We start from the raw sequence: 18,479 nt of genomic DNA on the forward strand, positions 1-18,479 counted from the left end.
TCGAATGGCGTTGACACCGATTGATATTCATAATAAAGAATTCTCTTCCCGTTTTCGTGGGTACGACATCGATGAGGTCAATGAATTTTTAGATCAAATCATTAAAGAGTTTGAACTATTGATTCGTGAGAATCGACGGTATGAAGAACTTGTCAACGATATGCAAGCCCGCATTGACTACTTCTCCTCGATGGAAGATACGTTGAACAAATCGATTATCGTCGCGCAGGAAGCGGCGGAAGAAGTGAAGAACAATGCTCAAAAAGAAGCGAGTCTCATCTTGAAACAAGCGGAACGTGAAGCGTTCGCTCGTGAAGAGGAAGCGGCGCGCAAAGAGCAACTTGCTGAACGAGAAGTCGTTCAAATGCTCAAGAAAGTCGAGTTGTATCGGACACGCTTCCGCGTCCTCGTCGATGCGCAAATGGAACTTCTCAACAGTACGGAATGGGAAACGATTGTCGGGGAACCGCCTGTGCAGACGGTTCTTGACGATAGAACAGAACTTGCGTATAATGACGACGAAGTCACACGTAATGAAGAACAACACGGATAAATGATCAACACGTTGAGTAGGACGCGTCGATCGAGTCATACCTACGAAGCGACTTAGGGACGGTGAGAGCCTAGGAGAAAGACTTGAATCGGTATCCCCTATGAGTCGTCACGCTGAACTGAAGTAAGCGTGACCGCCTGACCTCGTTATCGGTTACCGAGAGCGGTCTCATGATGATGAGACTAGTAGGGTGGTACCGCGAGTCAACCAACTCGTCCCTATCAGGGATGGGTTGGTTTTTTTGTTTTCTAAAAAATGTTGATGGAGGAGTTTCGATGAACTACAAAGACACGCTATTAATGCCAAACACAGAATTCGCGATGCGTGGGAATTTACCAAAGCGCGAACCGGCGATGCAAACAGAATGGGAAGATATGGACCTTTACAACAAGGTACAAGAAAAAAATGCTGGGAAACCACAATATATCTTACATGATGGACCTCCATATGCGAACGGTGACATCCACATGGGACACGCGATGAACAAAGTATTGAAAGACATCATCGTTCGTTTCAAAGGGATGAACGGCTATCAGTCTCCAATGATTCCAGGATGGGACACGCACGGTCTTCCAATCGAGAACGCCCTTCAAAAAGTAGGCGTCAATCGTAAGGAAATGACAGTCGCGGAATTCCGTGAAAAGTGTGCAGAGTATGCGATGGAGCAAGTGAACTCGCAACGCGAGCAATTCAAACGTCTCGGTCTTCTCGCAGACTTTGAGAATCCATACATCACGCTCCTTCCTGAGTACGAGGCGGCGCAGATTCGCTTGTTCGGTTCGATGGCTGAGAAGGGTTACATCTACAAAGGAAAAAAACCAGTCTACTGGTCGCCGTCTTCTGAATCGGCACTCGCGGAAGCAGAGATTGAATATTACGATAAAAAATCACCAGCCATCTACGTGGCGTTCCGTGTCGTGGACGGTAAAGATACGTTGACGTCAGATGATCACTTCGTCATCTGGACAACAACGCCTTGGACAATCCCGGCGAACCTTGGGATTGCGGTGAGTGACGAGTTGACTTACACGCGTATCGAACATGAAGGAAAAGGCTATATCGTCGCGGAAACGCTCGTCGAAGAAGTGACGGCAGCGCTCGGATGGACGGATTACACGGTGAGCGGGTCATGGAACGGACGTGACTTCGAGTACATGACGGCTCAACATCCATTGTATGACCGGACGTCACTCGTCATCCTCGGCGACCACGTCACTGCGGATGCGACTGGACTCGTTCATACAGCACCTGGACACGGGGAAGACGACTATCGTGTCGGACAGGCTTACGGATTAGATGTCCTTTGCCCGGTGGATGACCGTGGTTACATGACAGACGAAGCCCCTGGTTTCGAAGGTCTCTTCTACGAAGATGCGAACAAACAAATCGGTATGAAACTTGAAGAGAATGGCTACTTGCTCAACTTGAAGTTCATCAAACACTCGTACCCGCATGACTGGCGTACGAAGAAACCAGTCATCTTCCGTGCGACACCACAATGGTTCGCGTCCATCAAAGATTTCCGTGAAGACATGCTCCGTGAGATCGAGGAAGTGAACTGGGTCCCTGAATGGGGAATGACACGTCTCTACAACATGGTCCGTGACCGTGGAGATTGGGTCATCAGCCGTCAGCGTGCCTGGGGAGTTCCAATCCCAATCTTCTATGCGGAAGATGGAACGGAAATCATCACGAACGAGACAATCGACCACATCGCCAACTTATTCCGTGAGCACGGTTCAAACGTTTGGTATGAGCGTGAAGCGAAAGACCTTCTCCCTGCAGGGTTCACTCACCCGAACAGTCCGAACGGTGAATTCCGTAAAGAGCTCGACATCATGGACGTCTGGTTCGATTCAGGTTCTTCACACGCTGGTGTATTAGAAGAACGCGAAAACCTTCGTCGTCCGGCTGACCTTTACCTTGAAGGATCGGACCAATATCGTGGTTGGTTCAACTCGTCACTCTCGACGGCCGTTGCGACGACTGGGAAAGCACCGTACCGGAATGTTTTGAGTCACGGATTCGTCCTCGATGGGGACGGACGCAAAATGTCGAAATCGCTCGGTAACACGATTGCACCGAACGATCTTGTGAAGCAGTATGGCGCAGAGATCGTACGCCTTTGGGTCGCATCCGTCGATTACCAGTCGGACGTACGTGCGTCACACGATAACTTCAAACAGGTGTCAGAAGTTTACCGGAAGATGCGTAACACGATTCGCTTCTTACTCGGGAACTTGAACGGGTTCGAGCCATCGATGCGTGTCGCATTCGACGATATGCCGGAAGCGGACCGCTTCATGGCGACGAAGCTCAAACAATTGCAGACAAAAGTTGTCAAAGCATATGATGAGTTTGACTTTATGGCCGTGTATCACCTCGTTCATAACTTCTGTGTCAACGAGTTGTCATCGTTCTACCTCGACTTCACAAAAGATATCCTATATATCGAACGTGAAGACGATCTCCGTCGTCGTGCCGTTCAGACGGTCATGTACGATGCCGTCGTCCTCTTGACGAAACTATTGGCTCCAATCCTTCCACACACTGCCGATGAGGCATGGAAAGAAGTGCCTGGTAAGTCGGAAGCAAGCATCTTCTTGACGGATTTAGAAGAAGTAGATGCATTGACTGCTGACGAACAAGCGTTGCTTGAGAAATGGTCGAAATTCCTCGTCTTCCGTGACGATGTCCTCAAAGCGATTGAAATCGCACGTGGCGAGAAGTTGATCGGGAAACCGCTCGAGGCGAAGTTGATTCTCGCACCAAAAGCAGAGACTGCCGACTTGTTGAACACGATCGACAACGTCAGCCAACTGCTTCAAGTATCGCAAGTGGAGTGGGCTGAGACGGCAGACGTCGATTATGCGACGACGAAAATCACAGTCATGAAAGCAGATGGAGCCGCTTGTGCACGTTGTTGGACATACTCGACAGAGCTTGGACAAAACGAAGAGCATCCAGAGCTTTGCCCGCGCTGTGCATCAGTAATCGGTTAAGACGAACCGGAGTGGCGTCCCCACTCCGGTTTCTTAACGGCTTGAAAGGAGACGCATATGAAACGATATTATGGATTGGCGCTCATCTTGATTTTGATCGATCAACTCACAAAATGGGTGGTCGTTCAGACGATGACAATTGGTCAATCGATTGAAGTCATCCCGAACTTGTTATATTGGACGTCCTACCGCAACAAAGGAGCGGCTTGGGGGATGTTAGAAGGACAGATGGCGTTCTTCTTTATCATCACCATCCTCGTCGTTGCCGGACTCGTTTACTTCTTGCACAAAGAAGTGAACGGCTATCAGCTCCTCGGATATAGTGTCGGATTACTGTTAGCCGGTGCCATCGGTAACTTTATCGATCGCTTGTTCCGGAGCGAAGTCGTCGACTTTGTCGATACGTATCCGTTCGGATACAACTTCCCAATCTTTAACGTGGCTGATATGGCACTCACATTCGGTGTCATCTTGATGGTCATCGGGATTTTATTTGAAGAAAAATTACACAAAGAAAGGGGACAATCGTAATGGAATCGTATACTTTTGTCGCCGATGAAAAGGCAAGGATTGATAAGTGGGTCAGTGACCGTGGTGAATGGTCACGCTCGCAAGTACAGGAATGGATCAAGACGGGGACCCTCCTCGTCAACGGTAGTGCCGTGAAAGCGAACTACAAGCTTCAAGTGGGGGATGAAGTAGAAGTGAATGTGCCGGAAGCGGTCGAACTCGAAGTGTTGCCTGAAGACATTCCGCTCGAGATCGTCTTTGAAGATGAAGACGTCATCGTCGTCAACAAGGCACGCGGGATGGTCGTTCACCCTGCAGCCGGTCACACGTCAGGGACGCTCGTCAATGCGCTACTTTATCATTGCGATGACCTCTCGGGCATCAACGGAGTCAAACGTCCCGGAATCGTCCATCGGATTGATAAGGACACGACGGGTCTTCTCATGGTCGCTAAAAATGACTTGGCTCATGAGTCGCTCGCGAGCCAGTTGAAAGACAAGACCATCAAACGGGAGTATATCGCGCTCGTCCATGGTGAACTCGTTCACGAACTCGGAACGATTGAAGCTCCGATCGGTCGTGATACGAATGATCGTCAGCGTATGACCGTGACGGACCGGAACGCAAAAGAAGCCGTGACACACTTCCGTTTACTCGAACGTTATAAAGACTTCACGCTCGTGGAGTGTAAATTAGAAACGGGACGCACGCACCAGATCCGTGTACACATGCGTTATATCGGTCATCCGCTCGCCGGTGACCCGAAATATGGTCCACGCCGCACGATTGATTTAGGCGGTCAAGCGCTCCATGCGGCAACGCTCGGGTTCCACCATCCACGTACGAAAGAATGGATGGAGTTTGAGGCCCCATTACCAGAAGACTTCAATGCGGAACTCGCAAAATTGGATAAAATCGAGAAAACTCGTTGACTTCTGTCACATTCCGATTTATAGTCTAGGAAGCATAACACCTTTAAACCCAGTCCAGAGAGGCTGTGAAAGGATTGTGACCGCGGTCACATGTACGTCAATTCAACCCCGGCAGTCGTATGCCGTTTTTGATGAAGACTCCCTTTCCAGCCGGATGAGGGAGTCTTCTTTTTTACTGAAGTTTGGAAGGAGGAATCACGTGAAACAATCAGTCATTTTAGATGAGTCAGCCATCCGTCGTGCCTTGACCCGAATCGCACACGAGATTATCGAGCGAAACAAAGGAATCGATGACGTCGTCCTCGTCGGAATCAAGACGAGAGGCGAGACGCTCGCTGACCGACTCGCTCGCCGAATCGAGGAGATTGAAGGCAAGCCGGTCGCACTCGGCAATCTCGATATCACGCTTTACCGGGATGACTTATCGAAGAAGTCGTTAGACCCTGAAGTCAAAGCGACAGAGCTACCCCATGATATCAATGGAAAGACGGTCGTCCTCGTCGACGACGTCCTCTATACCGGTCGAACAGTTCGTGCCGCAATGGACGCGCTTGTCGACCATGGTCGTCCGGATTATATCCAACTCGCTGTCTTGATTGACCGAGGCCATCGGGAACTCCCGATTCGACCAGATTTTATCGGAAAGAACGTTCCGACGTCCAAGTCCGAGCAAGTCGTTGTCCGACTCAGTGAAGTCGACACGGCGGATGAAGTCACGATCCATCAGCAATAAACGCATACCTTTAAGGTGGTCCAGAGAGGCCAGGAAGGAGAATTCAATATGAAACAACCTGTTCTACACATCCACGAGCGTCCAGCTCACTTTCCACAATGGCTATTATTCAGCCTTCAACACGTCTTCGCCATGTTCGGAGCGACGATTTTAGTCCCGATTTTGACAGGATTAAATACATCGGTCGCCCTCGTCGCTTCCGGCGTGGCCACGCTCTCATTCTTAGCGATTACACGCTTCAAAGTCCCAACATACTTAGGTTCAAGTTTTGCCTACATCGCCCCGATTATAGCGGTCAGCCAGCAATGGGGTGTCGAAGCCGCACTCTTCGGCGGAATCGTCGCCGGGTCTGTATACGGGGTCGTTTCCTTGATCATCTATAAGACGGGCGTCAACTGGTTGCTCCGATTGCTCCCACCCGTCGTCGTCGGACCGGTCATCATGGTCATCGGACTCTCGCTCGCACCGGTCGCCATCGACATGTCGATGAATCAAGACGGTGCCTATAACGGAACGTTCATGACGACTGCCCTGCTTACACTTGGAATCACGATGCTCGCCATGACGAAGCTGAAAGGTGTCTGGGGTGCCGTCCCGATCCTCTTTGGAATCGTTGGAGGATACGCAGTCGCAGCCGCATTCGGCATCATCGATTACTCACCGATTCAACAAGCCAGCCTGTTCCAACTTCCTGACTTCACGATGGTGTTCGTCGACTACATGCCGATGTGGCAAGTCGGGGCCCTTCTCGCCATCGTTCCGGTCGCGCTCGTCACAATGACGGAGCACATCGGAGATCAAATGGTCACGTCGAAAATCATCGGACGAGAGACGATGAAAGACCCAGGTCTCCATCGCACGCTACTCGGAGACGGAGTAGGAAAAGCCGTTGCCTCTGCACTCGGTGGACCACCATGTACGACTTACGGTGAGAACAACGGCGTCATGGCAATCACACGAGTCTACAGTGTCTACGTCATCGCCGGCGCAGCACTCATGGCCATCAGCTTCGGATTCCTCGGTCACATTGAAGCGTTCATCTCGACCATCCCGAACCCGGTCAAAGGTGGAATCTCGATCCTCTTGTTCGGTGTCATCGCGTCGAACGGATTACGGACGATGGTGGAGAGCAAAGTCGACTTGGCAGAAAAGCGCAACTTGATCATCTCATCGGTCATCCTCGTCATCGGACTCGGTGGTGCGATGGTTCAAATCGGGAGCTTCCCGGTACAAGGCATGGCGCTTGCGACGGTCGTCGGTATTTTGTTAAACGCCATCTTACCGCATGAAGAAGACGATACAGCAGTCGAAGTCAACACAACTGAAGAAACGAAACAAGCAAGTAACTTTTAATTCGATCCCGTGAGGTCGGCAAAGTGAAGGCTCGTTTATTTGGGTGTACCCTGCCCAGATAAAGGCGTCCCTTCACATCGGTGAAGAGGCGCCTTTTCTCTTTGCCTCTAATAAAAGGAGGAGACGAACATGAATACGATGCAAACAAACGTGAAACCGGTCAAACACTTCGTCAGTTTGGACACACTTTCCCTTGAGGAGATCATGGGCATGATTGAAGAATCATTGCGCTACAAGCAAGGTGACCTCCCCCCACTATTTGACGGGAAAACAGTCGCAAACCTGTTCTTTGAAAACTCGACGCGTACGAAAAATTCGTTTCAAATGGCCGAGCGCCACTTGAACATGCAAGAGATTCCGTTCGATGTGACGACGTCATCGGTCACGAAAGGGGAGACGCTCTACGATACGTGTAAAACGCTCGAAGCCATCGGCGTGGACGCGCTCGTCATTCGACATCCGGAAGCGGGCTATTATCACGAACTTGTGGAGAAGTTGAATATCCCGGTGTTGAACGGAGGGGACGGGAGCGGGGAACATCCATCCCAATCATTGCTCGATCTCGTCACCATCTTTGAAGAGTTCGGAACGTTCCAAGGATTGAACGTCGCCATCTGTGGTGACCTCGTCCATAGTCGGGTCGCCCGCTCGAACGCAAGCGTCTTGAAGCGCCTCGGAGCAAACGTGGTCGGTTGTAGTCCTGCCTCTTGGTGGGATGACTCGATGGGGCTAGAGCGAAAAGAACTCGATGACATCCTAGGCGAATGTGACGTCATCATGTTGCTCCGTGTACAACACGAGCGCCATATCATGGGAGACGTCTTCTCGAAAGAAGCGTATCACACACAGTTCGGTTTGACGGTCGAACGCGTCGAGCGAATGAAAGCAGGCGCCATCATCATGCACCCGGCTCCGGTCAATCGGGATGTAGAGATTGCTGGAAGTCTGATCGAACATGAACGGTCACGCATCTTCCCACAAATGAAGAATGGGGTGTATGCCCGGATGAGCATCTTAAATCGAGCATTAGGAGGACAACAATGATACTTCAAAACGCGACATGGTATGACAAGGGAACGAAACGCACGACAAACATTCACGTGAAAGACGGAAAGATCGAATCACTCGACTATAAAGGGAAGACCACGGGACAAGAAATGCTCGATGCGACAGGTTATCTGCTCGCACCAGGACTCGTCGATGTCCACGTCCACTTGCGTGAACCAGGTGGCGAGGCGAAAGAGACGATTCGAACGGGAACGATGGCTGCCGCGGCGGGCGGGTTCACGACCATCTGCTCGATGCCGAACACGAGACCGGTTCCAGACGATCGCGAAACAATGGACGTCCTCCTTCAAAAAATCGAACAAGATGCGGTCGTACGTGTGTTACCTTACGCCGCTATCACGAAACGACAGCTCGGTGAAGAACAGGTCGACATGGAATCGCTCGCAGATGCCTTCGCCTTTACGGATGACGGTGTTGGTGTCCAATCGGCGGCGATGATGCGACAAGCCATGCGTGAAGCGAAACGATTGAACAAAGCAGTCGTCGCCCACTGTGAGGACAATACGTTGAAGGCCGGATCGGTCCACGAGGGCAAATTCAGTGAGGCGCATGGCATTCAAGGAATTCCGAGCCTTACAGAGAGCATCCATATCGCTCGCGACGTTTTGATTGCTGAAGAGACAGGGTGTCATTATCATGTCTGTCACGTCTCATCCCGCCAATCGGTTCGTGTCATTCGGGATGCGAAACGAGCCGGAATCCACGTGACCGCAGAAGTGACGCCGCATCATCTCGTCTTGAGTGAGGATGATATTCCAGGACTCGATGCAAACTTCAAGATGAATCCACCGCTACGAAGCGAGGATGATCGACAGGCCCTCCTTGAGGGATTGTTTGACGGAACGATTGACATGATCGCAACGGATCATGCCCCCCATACAGTAGAAGAAAAGGCACAAGGGATAGAGCGGGCTCCGTTTGGGATTACCGGTTTCGAGACGGCCCTTCCACTTCTCTACACGACATTCGTGAAGACGGGCATCATGGAAGAGCGTCAGTTGCTCGACTGGATGACGAAACGTCCGAGCGACGTATTCGGTTTATCAAGAGGGGAACTGAAAGTTGGGGCGGATGCGGACCTGATTCTCATCGATACGGAAACGTCTCGGACGGTCGATCCTACGACATTTTATTCAAAAGGAAAGAATACACCGTTCGCAGGGGAAAAGCTTGTCGGATGGCCGGTCATGACGATGGTCGGTGGCGAAATTGTATATAAGGGGCGATTTGATGAAACGAACATTATGGCTTGAAGATGGAATGAAATTTGTCGGTAAAGGATTCGGGGCACCGGCTGATACGATGGGGGAAGTCGTCTTCCAGACAGGCATGACAGGATACCAAGAAATCTTATCAGATCCATCATACTGCGACCAAATGATTGTACTGACGAACCCATTGATTGGGAACTATGGCGTCAATCGTGAGGATTTTGAAACGACGATTCCGATGGCAAAAGCGTTGATTGTAAAAGAAGCATGCGATACGCCATCGAACTTCCGTTCAACGGCGACACTCGATGCGACACTCACCCGCTTCGGCATTCCGGGACTTTCGGATATCGATACACGGATGTTGACACGTCATTTACGAGCGAAAGGGGTCATGCGCGGTGTCCTCATCGATGGAGAGTTGACGTGGGACGAGGTACGGATCCGCTTTGATGAAGAATCGCCGAACGATCAAGTCGCACGCGTATCGACGAAGCGGACTTATGTGAGTACGGGAACCGGCCCTCGCATCGCTTTGATCGACTTCGGGGCGAAACTTGGAATCATGCGCGAGTTGATGAAACGAGATTGTGAGGTCGTCGTCTTTCCGCACGATGTGACGGCAGAGGACGTATTACGGTATGAGCCGGACGGTATCATGTTGTCAAATGGACCAGGAGATCCGAAAGACGTTCCGACCGCACTGCCGCTCATCGAGCAACTGATGCCGACGACACCGATGTTCGGAATTTGTCTCGGTCACCAGCTGATTGCTCTCGCAAACGGTGCAAACACCTTCAAGCTTCCGTTCGGACATCGCGGCGCGAATCATCCGGTGCTCGAGCTTGAGACTGGTGCCGTGACCATCACTTCTCAAAACCATGGATATGCGGTTGAGGAAACGTCACTGCTCGATACACCGCTCATCGTCACACACCGTGCGGTCAATGACGGAACGATCGAAGGGGTAAGACATCTCCATCACCCGACCTTCTCGGTACAGTATCATCCGGAGGCAGCACCAGGACCGTTCGACGCCAACGACTTATTTGACCGATTCATGCAACTCGTACAAGAAAACAAACAGAAAGTGGGAATTTGACATGCCAAAACGACCAGATATTCAGAAAATCCTCGTAATCGGATCAGGACCTATTGTAATCGGACAAGCAGCGGAGTTTGATTATGCTGGTACACAGGCATGTCTTGCCTTGAAAGAAGAAGGCTACGAAGTCATCCTCGTCAACTCGAATCCGGCTACCATCATGACGGATCCGACGACGGCGGACCGTGTCTATATCGAACCGCTCGAACCAGAATTCGTCGAGCGAATCATCCGGCAGGAACGTCCGGATGCACTCCTTGCCACGCTTGGCGGGCAGACCGGTTTGAACTTGGCTTTTGAACTCGACAAGCGGGGCGTCTTGCGAGATTGTGGTGTGGAGCTACTCGGGACGAAACTGTCTGCGATCGTTCAAGCGGAAGACCGGGAACAGTTCCGTAACTTGATGTTCGAACTTGGTCACGGCGTACCTGAAAGTGAGATCGTCCATACGCTCGAATCTGCTTGGGGATTTGCGGAACGGATTGGGTACCCGATCATCATCCGACCTGCGTACACGCTCGGGGGAACCGGTGGCGGGATTGCCCATGACCGGGAATCGTTCGAGCAAATCGTTGAATCTGGATTAAAGGCGAGTCCTGTGACGCAAGTCTTGCTCGAGAAATCGATTGCCGGGATGAAAGAAGTCGAGTTCGAGGTCATGCGTGACTCGAGTGACCAAGCCATCATCGTCTGTGCGATGGAAAACTTTGATCCGGTCGGAGTCCACACCGGTGACTCCATCGTATTCGCCCCTACGCAGACGCTGTCAGATCGGGATTATCAGATGCTTCGTAGCGTCTCGCTCGATATCATTCGGGCACTCGGGATCGAGGGTGGATGTAACATTCAATTCGCACTCGACCCAGACAGTTTCACGTACTACGTCATCGAAGTGAATCCACGTGTTTCACGGAGTTCAGCACTCGCATCAAAAGCGACAGGCTATCCGATTGCCAAGCTTGCTGCGAAAGTCGCTGTCGGTTACAAGTTGTCAGAATTAAAAAACCCGGTCACCGAGACGAGCTACGCCTCGTTCGAACCGGCGCTCGATTACGTCGTCGCCAAAATCCCACGCTTCGCCTTCGATAAGTTTGAGTCCGCGGATCGCCGCTTAGGCACACAAATGAAGGCGACGGGTGAGGTCATGGCCATCGGTCGGAATTTAGAAGAGGCTTTGCTAAAAGCCGTTCGCTCGCTCGAGCTGGGGATGGAAGAACTTCACCTTCCACAACTTTCTGCATTAGACACAGAACAGCTCGAGCATGGACTCATTCATCCGACAGACGAGCGTCTGTTCATCGTCTATGAGGCTCTTCGTCGCGGATACTCGGTAGAAACGCTACACCAACTGACAAAAATCGATCGATTCTACTTACAGAAATTAAACCGGATCTGGCAAGCTGAGCAACAACTGATTAAGGAACCGTTGACATCAGAACGTCTGCTGGATGTGAAACGTCTAGGGTTCAGTGATGTGGCAATCGCGCGTATGCTGTCGATGGATACGGAAGCGGTTCGTACGAAACGGAAAGAATGGAACATTCGTCCCGTCTATAAGATGGTCGATACGTGCGCAGCCGAGTTCGCATCGGAGACACCGTACTTCTACGGGACGTATGAAGTGGAGAACGAAGCGGTGAAGACAGACCGGGAGTCCATCCTCGTCCTCGGATCAGGTCCGATTCGAATCGGACAAGGTGTCGAGTTCGACTATGCGACCGTCCACTCGATCGATACGATTCGCGATGCAGGCTACGAAGCCATCATCATCAACAACAACCCGGAAACGGTCTCGACGGACTTCTCCATCTCCGATCGGTTGTACTTCGAGCCGTTGACAACAGAAGACGTGTTGGAGGTCATCGAGAACGAGAACCCGCTAGGTGTCATCGTCCAATTCGGTGGACAGACTGCCATCAACTTAGCGGCATCGCTAGAAGCGAACGGCGTGAAAATTCTTGGGACGACCCTCGAAGACATCGACCGTGCCGAAGACCGGAAGGCGTTCGAAGCCACATTGTCAGCGGAACGATTGGCTCAACCACCAGGAAAGACGGCGACAAATGTGGAAGAGGCCGTCGCTTGTGCGAACGAACTCGGCTATCCGGTACTCGTCCGACCATCGTACGTGCTCGGGGGACGAGCGATGGAAATCGTATATGAACAGTCTGAGCTTGAGCGGTACATGCGACATGCGGTCATCGCCTCAAAAGATCGACCGGTTCTCATCGATCGCTACTTGACGGGGATTGAGATTGAAGTCGATGCCATCTGTGACGGGACGGACGTCTATATCCCGGGGATCATGGAGCATATCGAACGTGCCGGCGTACATTCGGGTGATTCGATTGCCGTCTATCCGCCGCAACGACTCAGTGAAGAACTGAAACAAAAAGTCGTCGATTATACGATTAAGTTGGCGAAAGCGTTCCGCATCAAAGGTCTGCTCAACATCCAGTTCGTCTATGCGGATGACTTGTATGTCATCGAGGTGAACCCACGTGCGAGCCGGACGGTCCCATTCATCTCGAAAGTGACGGGGTTACCGGTCGCACGAATTGCTACGCAAACGATTCTTGGGACGAGTTTAAAAGAACTCGGTCTTGGGACAGGCATTCATCCTGAGTCGGACAGTATCTCGGTCAAAGTACCGGTCTTCTCGTTCGCGAAATTGAAAGAAGTAGACCCATCGCTCGGACCTGAGATGAAGTCGACAGGGGAGGTCATGGCGACAGATCGCACGCTCGAAAAAGCGCTCTATAAAGGGCTCGTCGCAGCAGGGATGAACATCGCCTTGAAAGGGAACGTGCTCATGACGATTGCCGACCATGACAAGGATGAGGCCATCGCCTTGGCGAAACGTTTCGACCGCCTCGGTTTCCGACTCATGGCAACGAGTGGGACGGCTGATTGTCTCGAAGCGGAACAGATGCGTGTTCGTCGAGTCGGGAAAATTCAAGAAGACGGTGAGACGATGCTCAGTGTGATCGAGCGAGGAGACGTCGACTTGATCATCAATACAACGAGTCGCGATGCACTCGTCACGAAAGACGGGTTCTTGATTCGAAGAACGGCCGCCGAGCAGGGCACGCTTTGCCTTACCTCGCTCGATACAGTCGAAGCGTTGTTACAAGTCATTGAAAGCCTGTCGTTCCAAACGGTCAGCATCCCGGCATTCACAACGTTCGGGGTGATGGTATGAGACATGACGTGACGATTGTCAGCAATCGACAAATCGCCAAAGCGACGATGGAAATGAAAGTCCGTTGCCCTGGGGTGGAGATCGCCCCTGGGACGTTCTTTCACATCAAAACGTCCGGTCTGTTACGTCGACCGTTATCGGTGGCGAACGTCGAGGGGGACGAAATTACCTTCTTATACAAAGTGATTGGGGAAGGGACAACTGAGCTTTCGGGGAAACGCGTCGGGGACACACTAGACGTCCTTGGTCCGCTCGGGAACGGTTTTCCCCTAGCGCAACATGGAAAGCGAGTCGTCCTGGTCGGAGGAGGAATTGGGGTCCCACCGCTTTACTACGTCAGACGCCGACTCCATGAGATGGGGATTGAAACGATTGCGATTCTCGGGTTTGATTCAAAAGAAAGCGTCTTTTATGAAGAAGCCTTTCGTGAACTTGGTGAGACGATCATCACGACAGTAGACGGTACTCACGGGGAGCTTGGCTTCGTCACTGGCCCCCTCGCACGCATCGAGGCGGATGTGTTGTTCAGCTGTGGTCCGGAAGCGATGTTAAAGGCAGTTGCCACTTCGCCCATTCCTGAACGATATCTCTCAATCGAGAATCGGATGGGTTGTGGCATCGGTGCTTGTTTTGCCTGTGTCTGTCAAGCACCGGGGGGCTATGTGAAAGTCTGTAGTGACGGTCCGGTATTCAATGCGGAAGAGGTGCTGTTATGAGATTGAATGTCGAGTTACCAGGTCTTCGTTTAAAAAACCCAATTATTCCGGCTTCCGGATGTTTCGGATTTGGAGAGGAATTCGCGAAACTGTATGACCTCTCCATCTTAGGAGGCATCATGATCAAAGCAGCGACGGAGGAATCGAGATTCGGAAATCCGACCCCACGTGTCGCCGAGACGGCACAGGGCATGCTCAACGCGATCGGACTTCAAAATCCAGGTGTCGATGCGATCATCGAAGAAAAATTACCATTCCTCTCAACGTTCGACACGGAGATCATCGCCAACGTTGCCGGTTCGACGCCAGATGAATACGTGGAAGTCGCCCGTCGAATCAGCGCCGACCCGACGATTAAAGCCATCGAATTGAACATCTCATGCCCGAACGTGAAATGTGGGGGCATGCAGTTCGGGACGGACCCGGTGATGGCCGCAGAACTCACGCGACTCGTCAAAGCGGCTTCGAGTAAGCCGGTCTATGTCAAACTGTCTCCGAACGTCACGTCGATCACGGACATGGCGCGAGCTGTCGAGGCGGCCGGCGCGGACGGGTTGACGATGATCAACACACTCGTAGGGATGCGAATCAATATCGAGACAGGTCGACCGATTTTAGCGAACCGAATCGGTGGGTTATCCGGTCCGGCCATCAAACCGGTAGCGGTCCGGATGGTGTATGAAGTCGCACAAGCGGTCGACATACCGATTATCGCCATGGGCGGGGTTCGGACGGTCGACGATGTGCTCGAGTTTATTTACGCGGGGGCTTCTGCCGTTGCCGTCGGGACGGCGAACTTTGAAAATCCATACGTCTGTCAGGAAATCATTGAAGCGTTACCGGCACGACTTGATTCACTCGGAATCGAACATATTTTGGATGTGAGGGGGAAGGCCTATGCGCAACTTGTATCTCGCTCTTGACGTTGAAACGCGGGACGAAGCGTTTCATTTGTTAAAACGATTTTCAAACCGACCGGCTGTCAAAGTCGGGATGGAACTCTTTTATCGGGAAGGCGCATGCTTTGTCGAAGAATTGGTCGACGAGGGTTATCCGGTCTTTCTAGATGTGAAAGTACACGATATCCCGGAGACGGCACGCCGTACGATGCGACAAATCGGAAAGCTCGGGGTGGCTGTGACGAATGTCCACACATTAGGCGGCGAAAAGATGATGCGCTATGCGTTAGACGGGTTACGTCAGGCAAACGATACGACTCGATTGATCGGGGTCACACAGTTGACGTCGACAGATGAACGAATGATGCAGACAGAGCTCGGGATTGCCGGACGACTCGATCAAGCCGTTCTCAGACAAGCGACACTCGCGAAACAGGCGGGACTTGACGGAGTGGTCGCATCCGTCCAGGAAGCGAAAGCGATTCATCAGAAACTCGGGGACACGTTCATGACGGTCACACCGGGCATCCGACTCGGTGCAACCGAGGATGATCAAGTCCGTATCGCGACGCCGCATGAAGCGAGACTGGCGGGTGTTCACTCAATCGTCGTCGGTCGACCGATTACACGTGCGACTGATCCGATGGCCATGTACGATCAATTTATGAAGGAATGGGGACAAATGAATGAAACAAATCGCTGAGGCACTTTTACAGATTGAAGCCGTCACACTATCACCGACTGAGCCGTATACATGGTCGAGCGGATTGAAGAGTCCGATCTACTGCGACAATCGACTTACACTCAGTTTTCCGAATGTGCGTCAAATCATCGTCGATGGATTGGTGAAGTCAGTGAATCCGACTGAAGTCGATGTGATTGCAGGGACGGCCACGGCAGGTATCCCTCACGGGGCGTTGCTCGCTGACCGACTCGGTCTCCCGTTCATTTATGTCCGGTCGAGTGCAAAAGGGCATGGGAAAGGTAATCAAATTGAAGGAAGACTCGAGGCAGGCGCTCGAGTACTCGTCATCGAGGATTTATTGTCGACAGGGATGTCGAGTATCGATGCTGCCCAAGCGATACGTGAGGCGGGTGGTGACGTCATTGGGATTCAAGCCATCTTCTCGTACGGATTACCGGTTCTTCAGAAGAATCTAGCCGATGCAGATCTGACGGCAACATCGTTGACAACGTTCTCAGAATTGATTGAAGTGGCAGAGAGTACGGGCGTTCTAAACCGTTCGGAGCTCGATTCGCTTCGCGACTGGCAAGAAGATCCTCGTGCCTGGAGCGACCTCGTCACCTCTTAAGAATCCACCTTCGGGCGGATTCTTTTTCGATTCGGCATATGTCATACTTCATGGTAAAATAACGGAAGTGATTCGAAAAGGAGAGGCATATGGCGTATTCAAGAAGCAAAGAGAAGACATGGAACGCACGATTTCGTGCAATTCCAAAACATCGTAAAATCGCCTTCGGTCTCGTCTTGACCATCATCCCAGCGCTCTTTTTTGTGAATTTATTTGTATTCAGTCATCTATTAGCGCTAGGAGACCAGTATGAAGACCGATATCAAATGAAGAAATTGAGACTCGAAACAGACCATGGGAACGTGGAATTTGTTCGTAGTCCAAATGAAAAGGTACAGATTGAAGTGATGCAGACTAATTCGAAAGAACGGCGCATCAAAGTCAAATCAGTCGGGGACACGATCTACGTCGTCGAGCGATATGGCTGGTTCAGCTATTTCGGAAGTCGGGCGAGCGATGAACCGTCGCGCTATAAGATTAAAGTCGCTTTGCCGAGCTCGATGACATCGGTTCATCTAGGAGCGGAGCAGGTGACAGGACAAGGATTGAATGCGAAGACGATTGTCATGGATGTGAATGCCGTCAATTTGAAACAGATTGATAGTGATCGACTGCGGATTGAATCGAAAAGCGATACGACTATCGAATCGGCACGACTTGTGACCGGTGACATTCGGTCCTATCGTCATGCGACTGTCAGCGATGTCGTCGTCAATCAAGCGATGACCATCCAGACGGAAGCCGGGACGCTCAGTTACGCGCCGAAACATGCGACAGGACAAGTGAACGTGACGACGACTGGAAAAGTCTCGAGTAGCGACCGTTACGAAGAAGTCGAACCCGGTGTGTATCAATTGTCGACATCGAATCGACCGGTGGTGGAACTGATTTCTGAGACAGGGAAGGTCGAACTGAAATGAATGGAAAACGATACATCCCGAAAGTCGGGTTACGTACGTTAAAAACCGGAATCGCCGTCGCCATCACCGTCGCCATCTCGTGGTATATCTTCGGGATCTATTCAGGGATGGGGGCCATCGCAGCAGTCGTGGCGATGCAACCGACCGTCAAGCGGTCATCTAAAATCGTGTTCAGTCGTATATTCGGAACGGTCGTCGGTCTTATGTGTGGACTTTTCATCGTCTATTTGTTCGGTGTCAATCCGCTCTCGATCGGATTAGCCGTCATCGTTTCGCTCACACTCAACACGACGTTCGATAAGACCCATATGTCGACGTATGCAGCGTTTGCCATCGTCATGATGCTCGAAAGTCCTACATCGGACTTCTTCCATTATGCGTGGACCCGTTCGTTATTGACAGCGGTCGGTGTGTTCGTTTCACTCGGTGTCAATTACGCATTCATGCCACCCCGTTATGAGGACCGATTGTTGAACGAGGTACGTAAGACTTCTTCTTATCTGTTCCATCATTGGCGAGAGCTCGTCGGTTCCCCGGCAGAACTGCTCGAGACGCGAGCCCGCATCCTTGGCCATCAAGAGCTTCATATGATGCTCCAAGAGGATATGAAAGTGACGAACGTCAAATTGAAGCATATGACAATCAAACAGTACCGATTGTTGATTCACCTTGAAGACAAGCTGGTCTTGTTGCTAGAGAGTCTCGCCGAGCATCGAGAAGCTTTCCTTTTGATGAGTGAGGAAGAGCGACAGGCGTTTGAGTCTGAATTCTTATACTTACTGGCACACCATCACGACATTCTCTATACATGTGACAAGCCCTATTCACTCTTCAAACTTCCACATGAAGATTTATCCGTTTCAGAAATTTTATACGGGCATTTGCTCGACTATCATGAACAGCTCGAGGCGTTCAAGCATGATCCGAAAACGTGAACCCTCTACACGTAGAAGACCCGCCAT

The 18,479-nt window shown here is 51.4% G+C and carries 16 protein-coding genes; all 16 read left to right on the forward strand.

The window, feature by feature from the left end:
* Positions 1–4 precede the first annotated feature (4 nt).
* The 16 genes from KNO71_RS07940 (at position 5) to KNO71_RS08015 (ending at position 18,452) form a co-directional block, all read left to right on the forward strand.
* Entirely contained in the window at positions 5–553 is a 549-nt protein-coding gene (locus KNO71_RS07940; RefSeq protein WP_074037318.1) for a DivIVA domain-containing protein, read from the forward strand.
* Between the two features lie 275 nt (positions 554–828).
* On the forward strand, positions 829–3,555 hold the full coding sequence (gene ileS / locus KNO71_RS07945) for an isoleucine--tRNA ligase (protein WP_214687905.1): 2,727 nt from the start codon (positions 829–831) through the stop codon (positions 3,553–3,555).
* Positions 3,556–3,612: 57 nt separating this feature from the next.
* Positions 3,613–4,086: a signal peptidase II gene (gene lspA, locus KNO71_RS07950; RefSeq protein ID WP_078146657.1), complete on the forward strand. Its 474-nt coding sequence runs from the start codon at positions 3,613–3,615 to the stop codon at positions 4,084–4,086.
* The gene (locus KNO71_RS07955; protein ID WP_214687907.1) at positions 4,086–4,997 is read left to right on the forward strand and encodes an RluA family pseudouridine synthase; all 912 of its coding nucleotides are present in this window, start codon (positions 4,086–4,088) and stop codon (positions 4,995–4,997) included. Before lspA ends, KNO71_RS07955 begins: the two co-directional genes overlap by 1 nt.
* Before the next feature lie 154 nt (positions 4,998–5,151).
* On the forward strand, positions 5,152–5,730 hold the full coding sequence (gene pyrR / locus KNO71_RS07960; RefSeq protein WP_251024823.1) for a bifunctional pyr operon transcriptional regulator/uracil phosphoribosyltransferase PyrR: 579 nt from the start codon (positions 5,152–5,154) through the stop codon (positions 5,728–5,730).
* 48 nt (positions 5,731–5,778) lie between these two features.
* Entirely contained in the window at positions 5,779–7,083 is a 1,305-nt protein-coding gene (locus KNO71_RS07965; protein ID WP_214687909.1) for a uracil-xanthine permease family protein, read from the forward strand.
* Between the two features lie 129 nt (positions 7,084–7,212).
* On the forward strand, positions 7,213–8,127 hold the full coding sequence (locus KNO71_RS07970) for an aspartate carbamoyltransferase catalytic subunit (RefSeq protein ID WP_082132012.1): 915 nt from the start codon (positions 7,213–7,215) through the stop codon (positions 8,125–8,127).
* A complete protein-coding gene (locus tag KNO71_RS07975; protein WP_214687911.1) occupies positions 8,124–9,404 on the forward strand; it encodes a dihydroorotase in 1,281 nt (426 codons plus the stop codon). The genes KNO71_RS07970 and KNO71_RS07975 overlap by 4 nt, the downstream gene beginning before the upstream one ends.
* Positions 9,382–10,464 (forward strand): carbamoyl phosphate synthase small subunit, encoded by a 1,083-nt coding sequence (locus KNO71_RS07980; protein WP_168169840.1) that lies wholly within the window; start codon positions 9,382–9,384, stop codon positions 10,462–10,464. The genes KNO71_RS07975 and KNO71_RS07980 overlap by 23 nt, the downstream gene beginning before the upstream one ends.
* Before the next feature lies 1 nt (position 10,465).
* Positions 10,466–13,669 (forward strand): carbamoyl-phosphate synthase large subunit, encoded by a 3,204-nt coding sequence (gene carB / locus KNO71_RS07985; RefSeq protein WP_078146662.1) that lies wholly within the window; start codon positions 10,466–10,468, stop codon positions 13,667–13,669.
* Positions 13,666–14,385 (forward strand): dihydroorotate dehydrogenase electron transfer subunit, encoded by a 720-nt coding sequence (locus KNO71_RS07990; protein ID WP_078146663.1) that lies wholly within the window; start codon positions 13,666–13,668, stop codon positions 14,383–14,385. Before carB ends, KNO71_RS07990 begins: the two co-directional genes overlap by 4 nt.
* Positions 14,382–15,308, forward strand: coding sequence for a dihydroorotate dehydrogenase (locus tag KNO71_RS07995; RefSeq protein ID WP_214687913.1), 927 nt, complete (start codon positions 14,382–14,384; stop codon positions 15,306–15,308). Before KNO71_RS07990 ends, KNO71_RS07995 begins: the two co-directional genes overlap by 4 nt.
* Positions 15,283–15,987 (forward strand): orotidine-5'-phosphate decarboxylase, encoded by a 705-nt coding sequence (gene pyrF / locus KNO71_RS08000; RefSeq protein WP_078146665.1) that lies wholly within the window; start codon positions 15,283–15,285, stop codon positions 15,985–15,987. The genes KNO71_RS07995 and pyrF overlap by 26 nt, the downstream gene beginning before the upstream one ends.
* A complete protein-coding gene (gene pyrE / locus KNO71_RS08005) occupies positions 15,971–16,597 on the forward strand; it encodes an orotate phosphoribosyltransferase (protein WP_214687915.1) in 627 nt (208 codons plus the stop codon). Before pyrF ends, pyrE begins: the two co-directional genes overlap by 17 nt.
* 89 nt (positions 16,598–16,686) lie before the next feature.
* On the forward strand, positions 16,687–17,517 hold the full coding sequence (locus KNO71_RS08010) for a hypothetical protein (protein ID WP_015881333.1): 831 nt from the start codon (positions 16,687–16,689) through the stop codon (positions 17,515–17,517).
* Complete coding sequence (locus KNO71_RS08015) at positions 17,514–18,452, forward strand: FUSC family protein (protein ID WP_214687917.1); 939 nt, start codon at positions 17,514–17,516, stop codon at positions 18,450–18,452. The genes KNO71_RS08010 and KNO71_RS08015 overlap by 4 nt, the downstream gene beginning before the upstream one ends.
* Positions 18,453–18,479 lie beyond the last annotated feature (27 nt).

The sequence above is a fragment of the Exiguobacterium sp. s163 genome, from assembly GCF_018617135.1.
GTDB lineage: Bacteria > Bacillota > Bacilli > Exiguobacteriales > Exiguobacteriaceae > Exiguobacterium > Exiguobacterium profundum.

Bases quoted from the DNA above. Each gene is read 5' to 3' on its own strand.
- KNO71_RS07940 (WP_074037318.1), top strand. From the start codon at position 5: ATGGCGTTGACACCGATTGATATTCATAATAAAGAATTCTCTTCCCGT.
- ileS (WP_214687905.1), top strand. From the start codon at position 829: ATGAACTACAAAGACACGCTATTAATGCCAAACACAGAATTCGCGATG.
- lspA (WP_078146657.1), top strand. From the start codon at position 3,613: ATGAAACGATATTATGGATTGGCGCTCATCTTGATTTTGATCGATCAA.
- KNO71_RS07955 (WP_214687907.1), top strand. From the start codon at position 4,086: ATGGAATCGTATACTTTTGTCGCCGATGAAAAGGCAAGGATTGATAAG.
- pyrR (WP_251024823.1), top strand. From the start codon at position 5,152: ATGAGGGAGTCTTCTTTTTTACTGAAGTTTGGAAGGAGGAATCACGTG.
- KNO71_RS07965 (WP_214687909.1), top strand. From the start codon at position 5,779: ATGAAACAACCTGTTCTACACATCCACGAGCGTCCAGCTCACTTTCCA.
- KNO71_RS07970 (WP_082132012.1), top strand. From the start codon at position 7,213: ATGAATACGATGCAAACAAACGTGAAACCGGTCAAACACTTCGTCAGT.
- KNO71_RS07975 (WP_214687911.1), top strand. From the start codon at position 8,124: ATGATACTTCAAAACGCGACATGGTATGACAAGGGAACGAAACGCACG.
- KNO71_RS07980 (WP_168169840.1), top strand. From the start codon at position 9,382: ATGAAACGAACATTATGGCTTGAAGATGGAATGAAATTTGTCGGTAAA.
- carB (WP_078146662.1), top strand. From the start codon at position 10,466: ATGCCAAAACGACCAGATATTCAGAAAATCCTCGTAATCGGATCAGGA.
- KNO71_RS07990 (WP_078146663.1), top strand. From the start codon at position 13,666: ATGAGACATGACGTGACGATTGTCAGCAATCGACAAATCGCCAAAGCG.
- KNO71_RS07995 (WP_214687913.1), top strand. From the start codon at position 14,382: ATGAGATTGAATGTCGAGTTACCAGGTCTTCGTTTAAAAAACCCAATT.
- pyrF (WP_078146665.1), top strand. From the start codon at position 15,283: ATGCGCAACTTGTATCTCGCTCTTGACGTTGAAACGCGGGACGAAGCG.
- pyrE (WP_214687915.1), top strand. From the start codon at position 15,971: ATGAAACAAATCGCTGAGGCACTTTTACAGATTGAAGCCGTCACACTA.
- KNO71_RS08010 (WP_015881333.1), top strand. From the start codon at position 16,687: ATGGCGTATTCAAGAAGCAAAGAGAAGACATGGAACGCACGATTTCGT.
- KNO71_RS08015 (WP_214687917.1), top strand. From the start codon at position 17,514: ATGAATGGAAAACGATACATCCCGAAAGTCGGGTTACGTACGTTAAAA.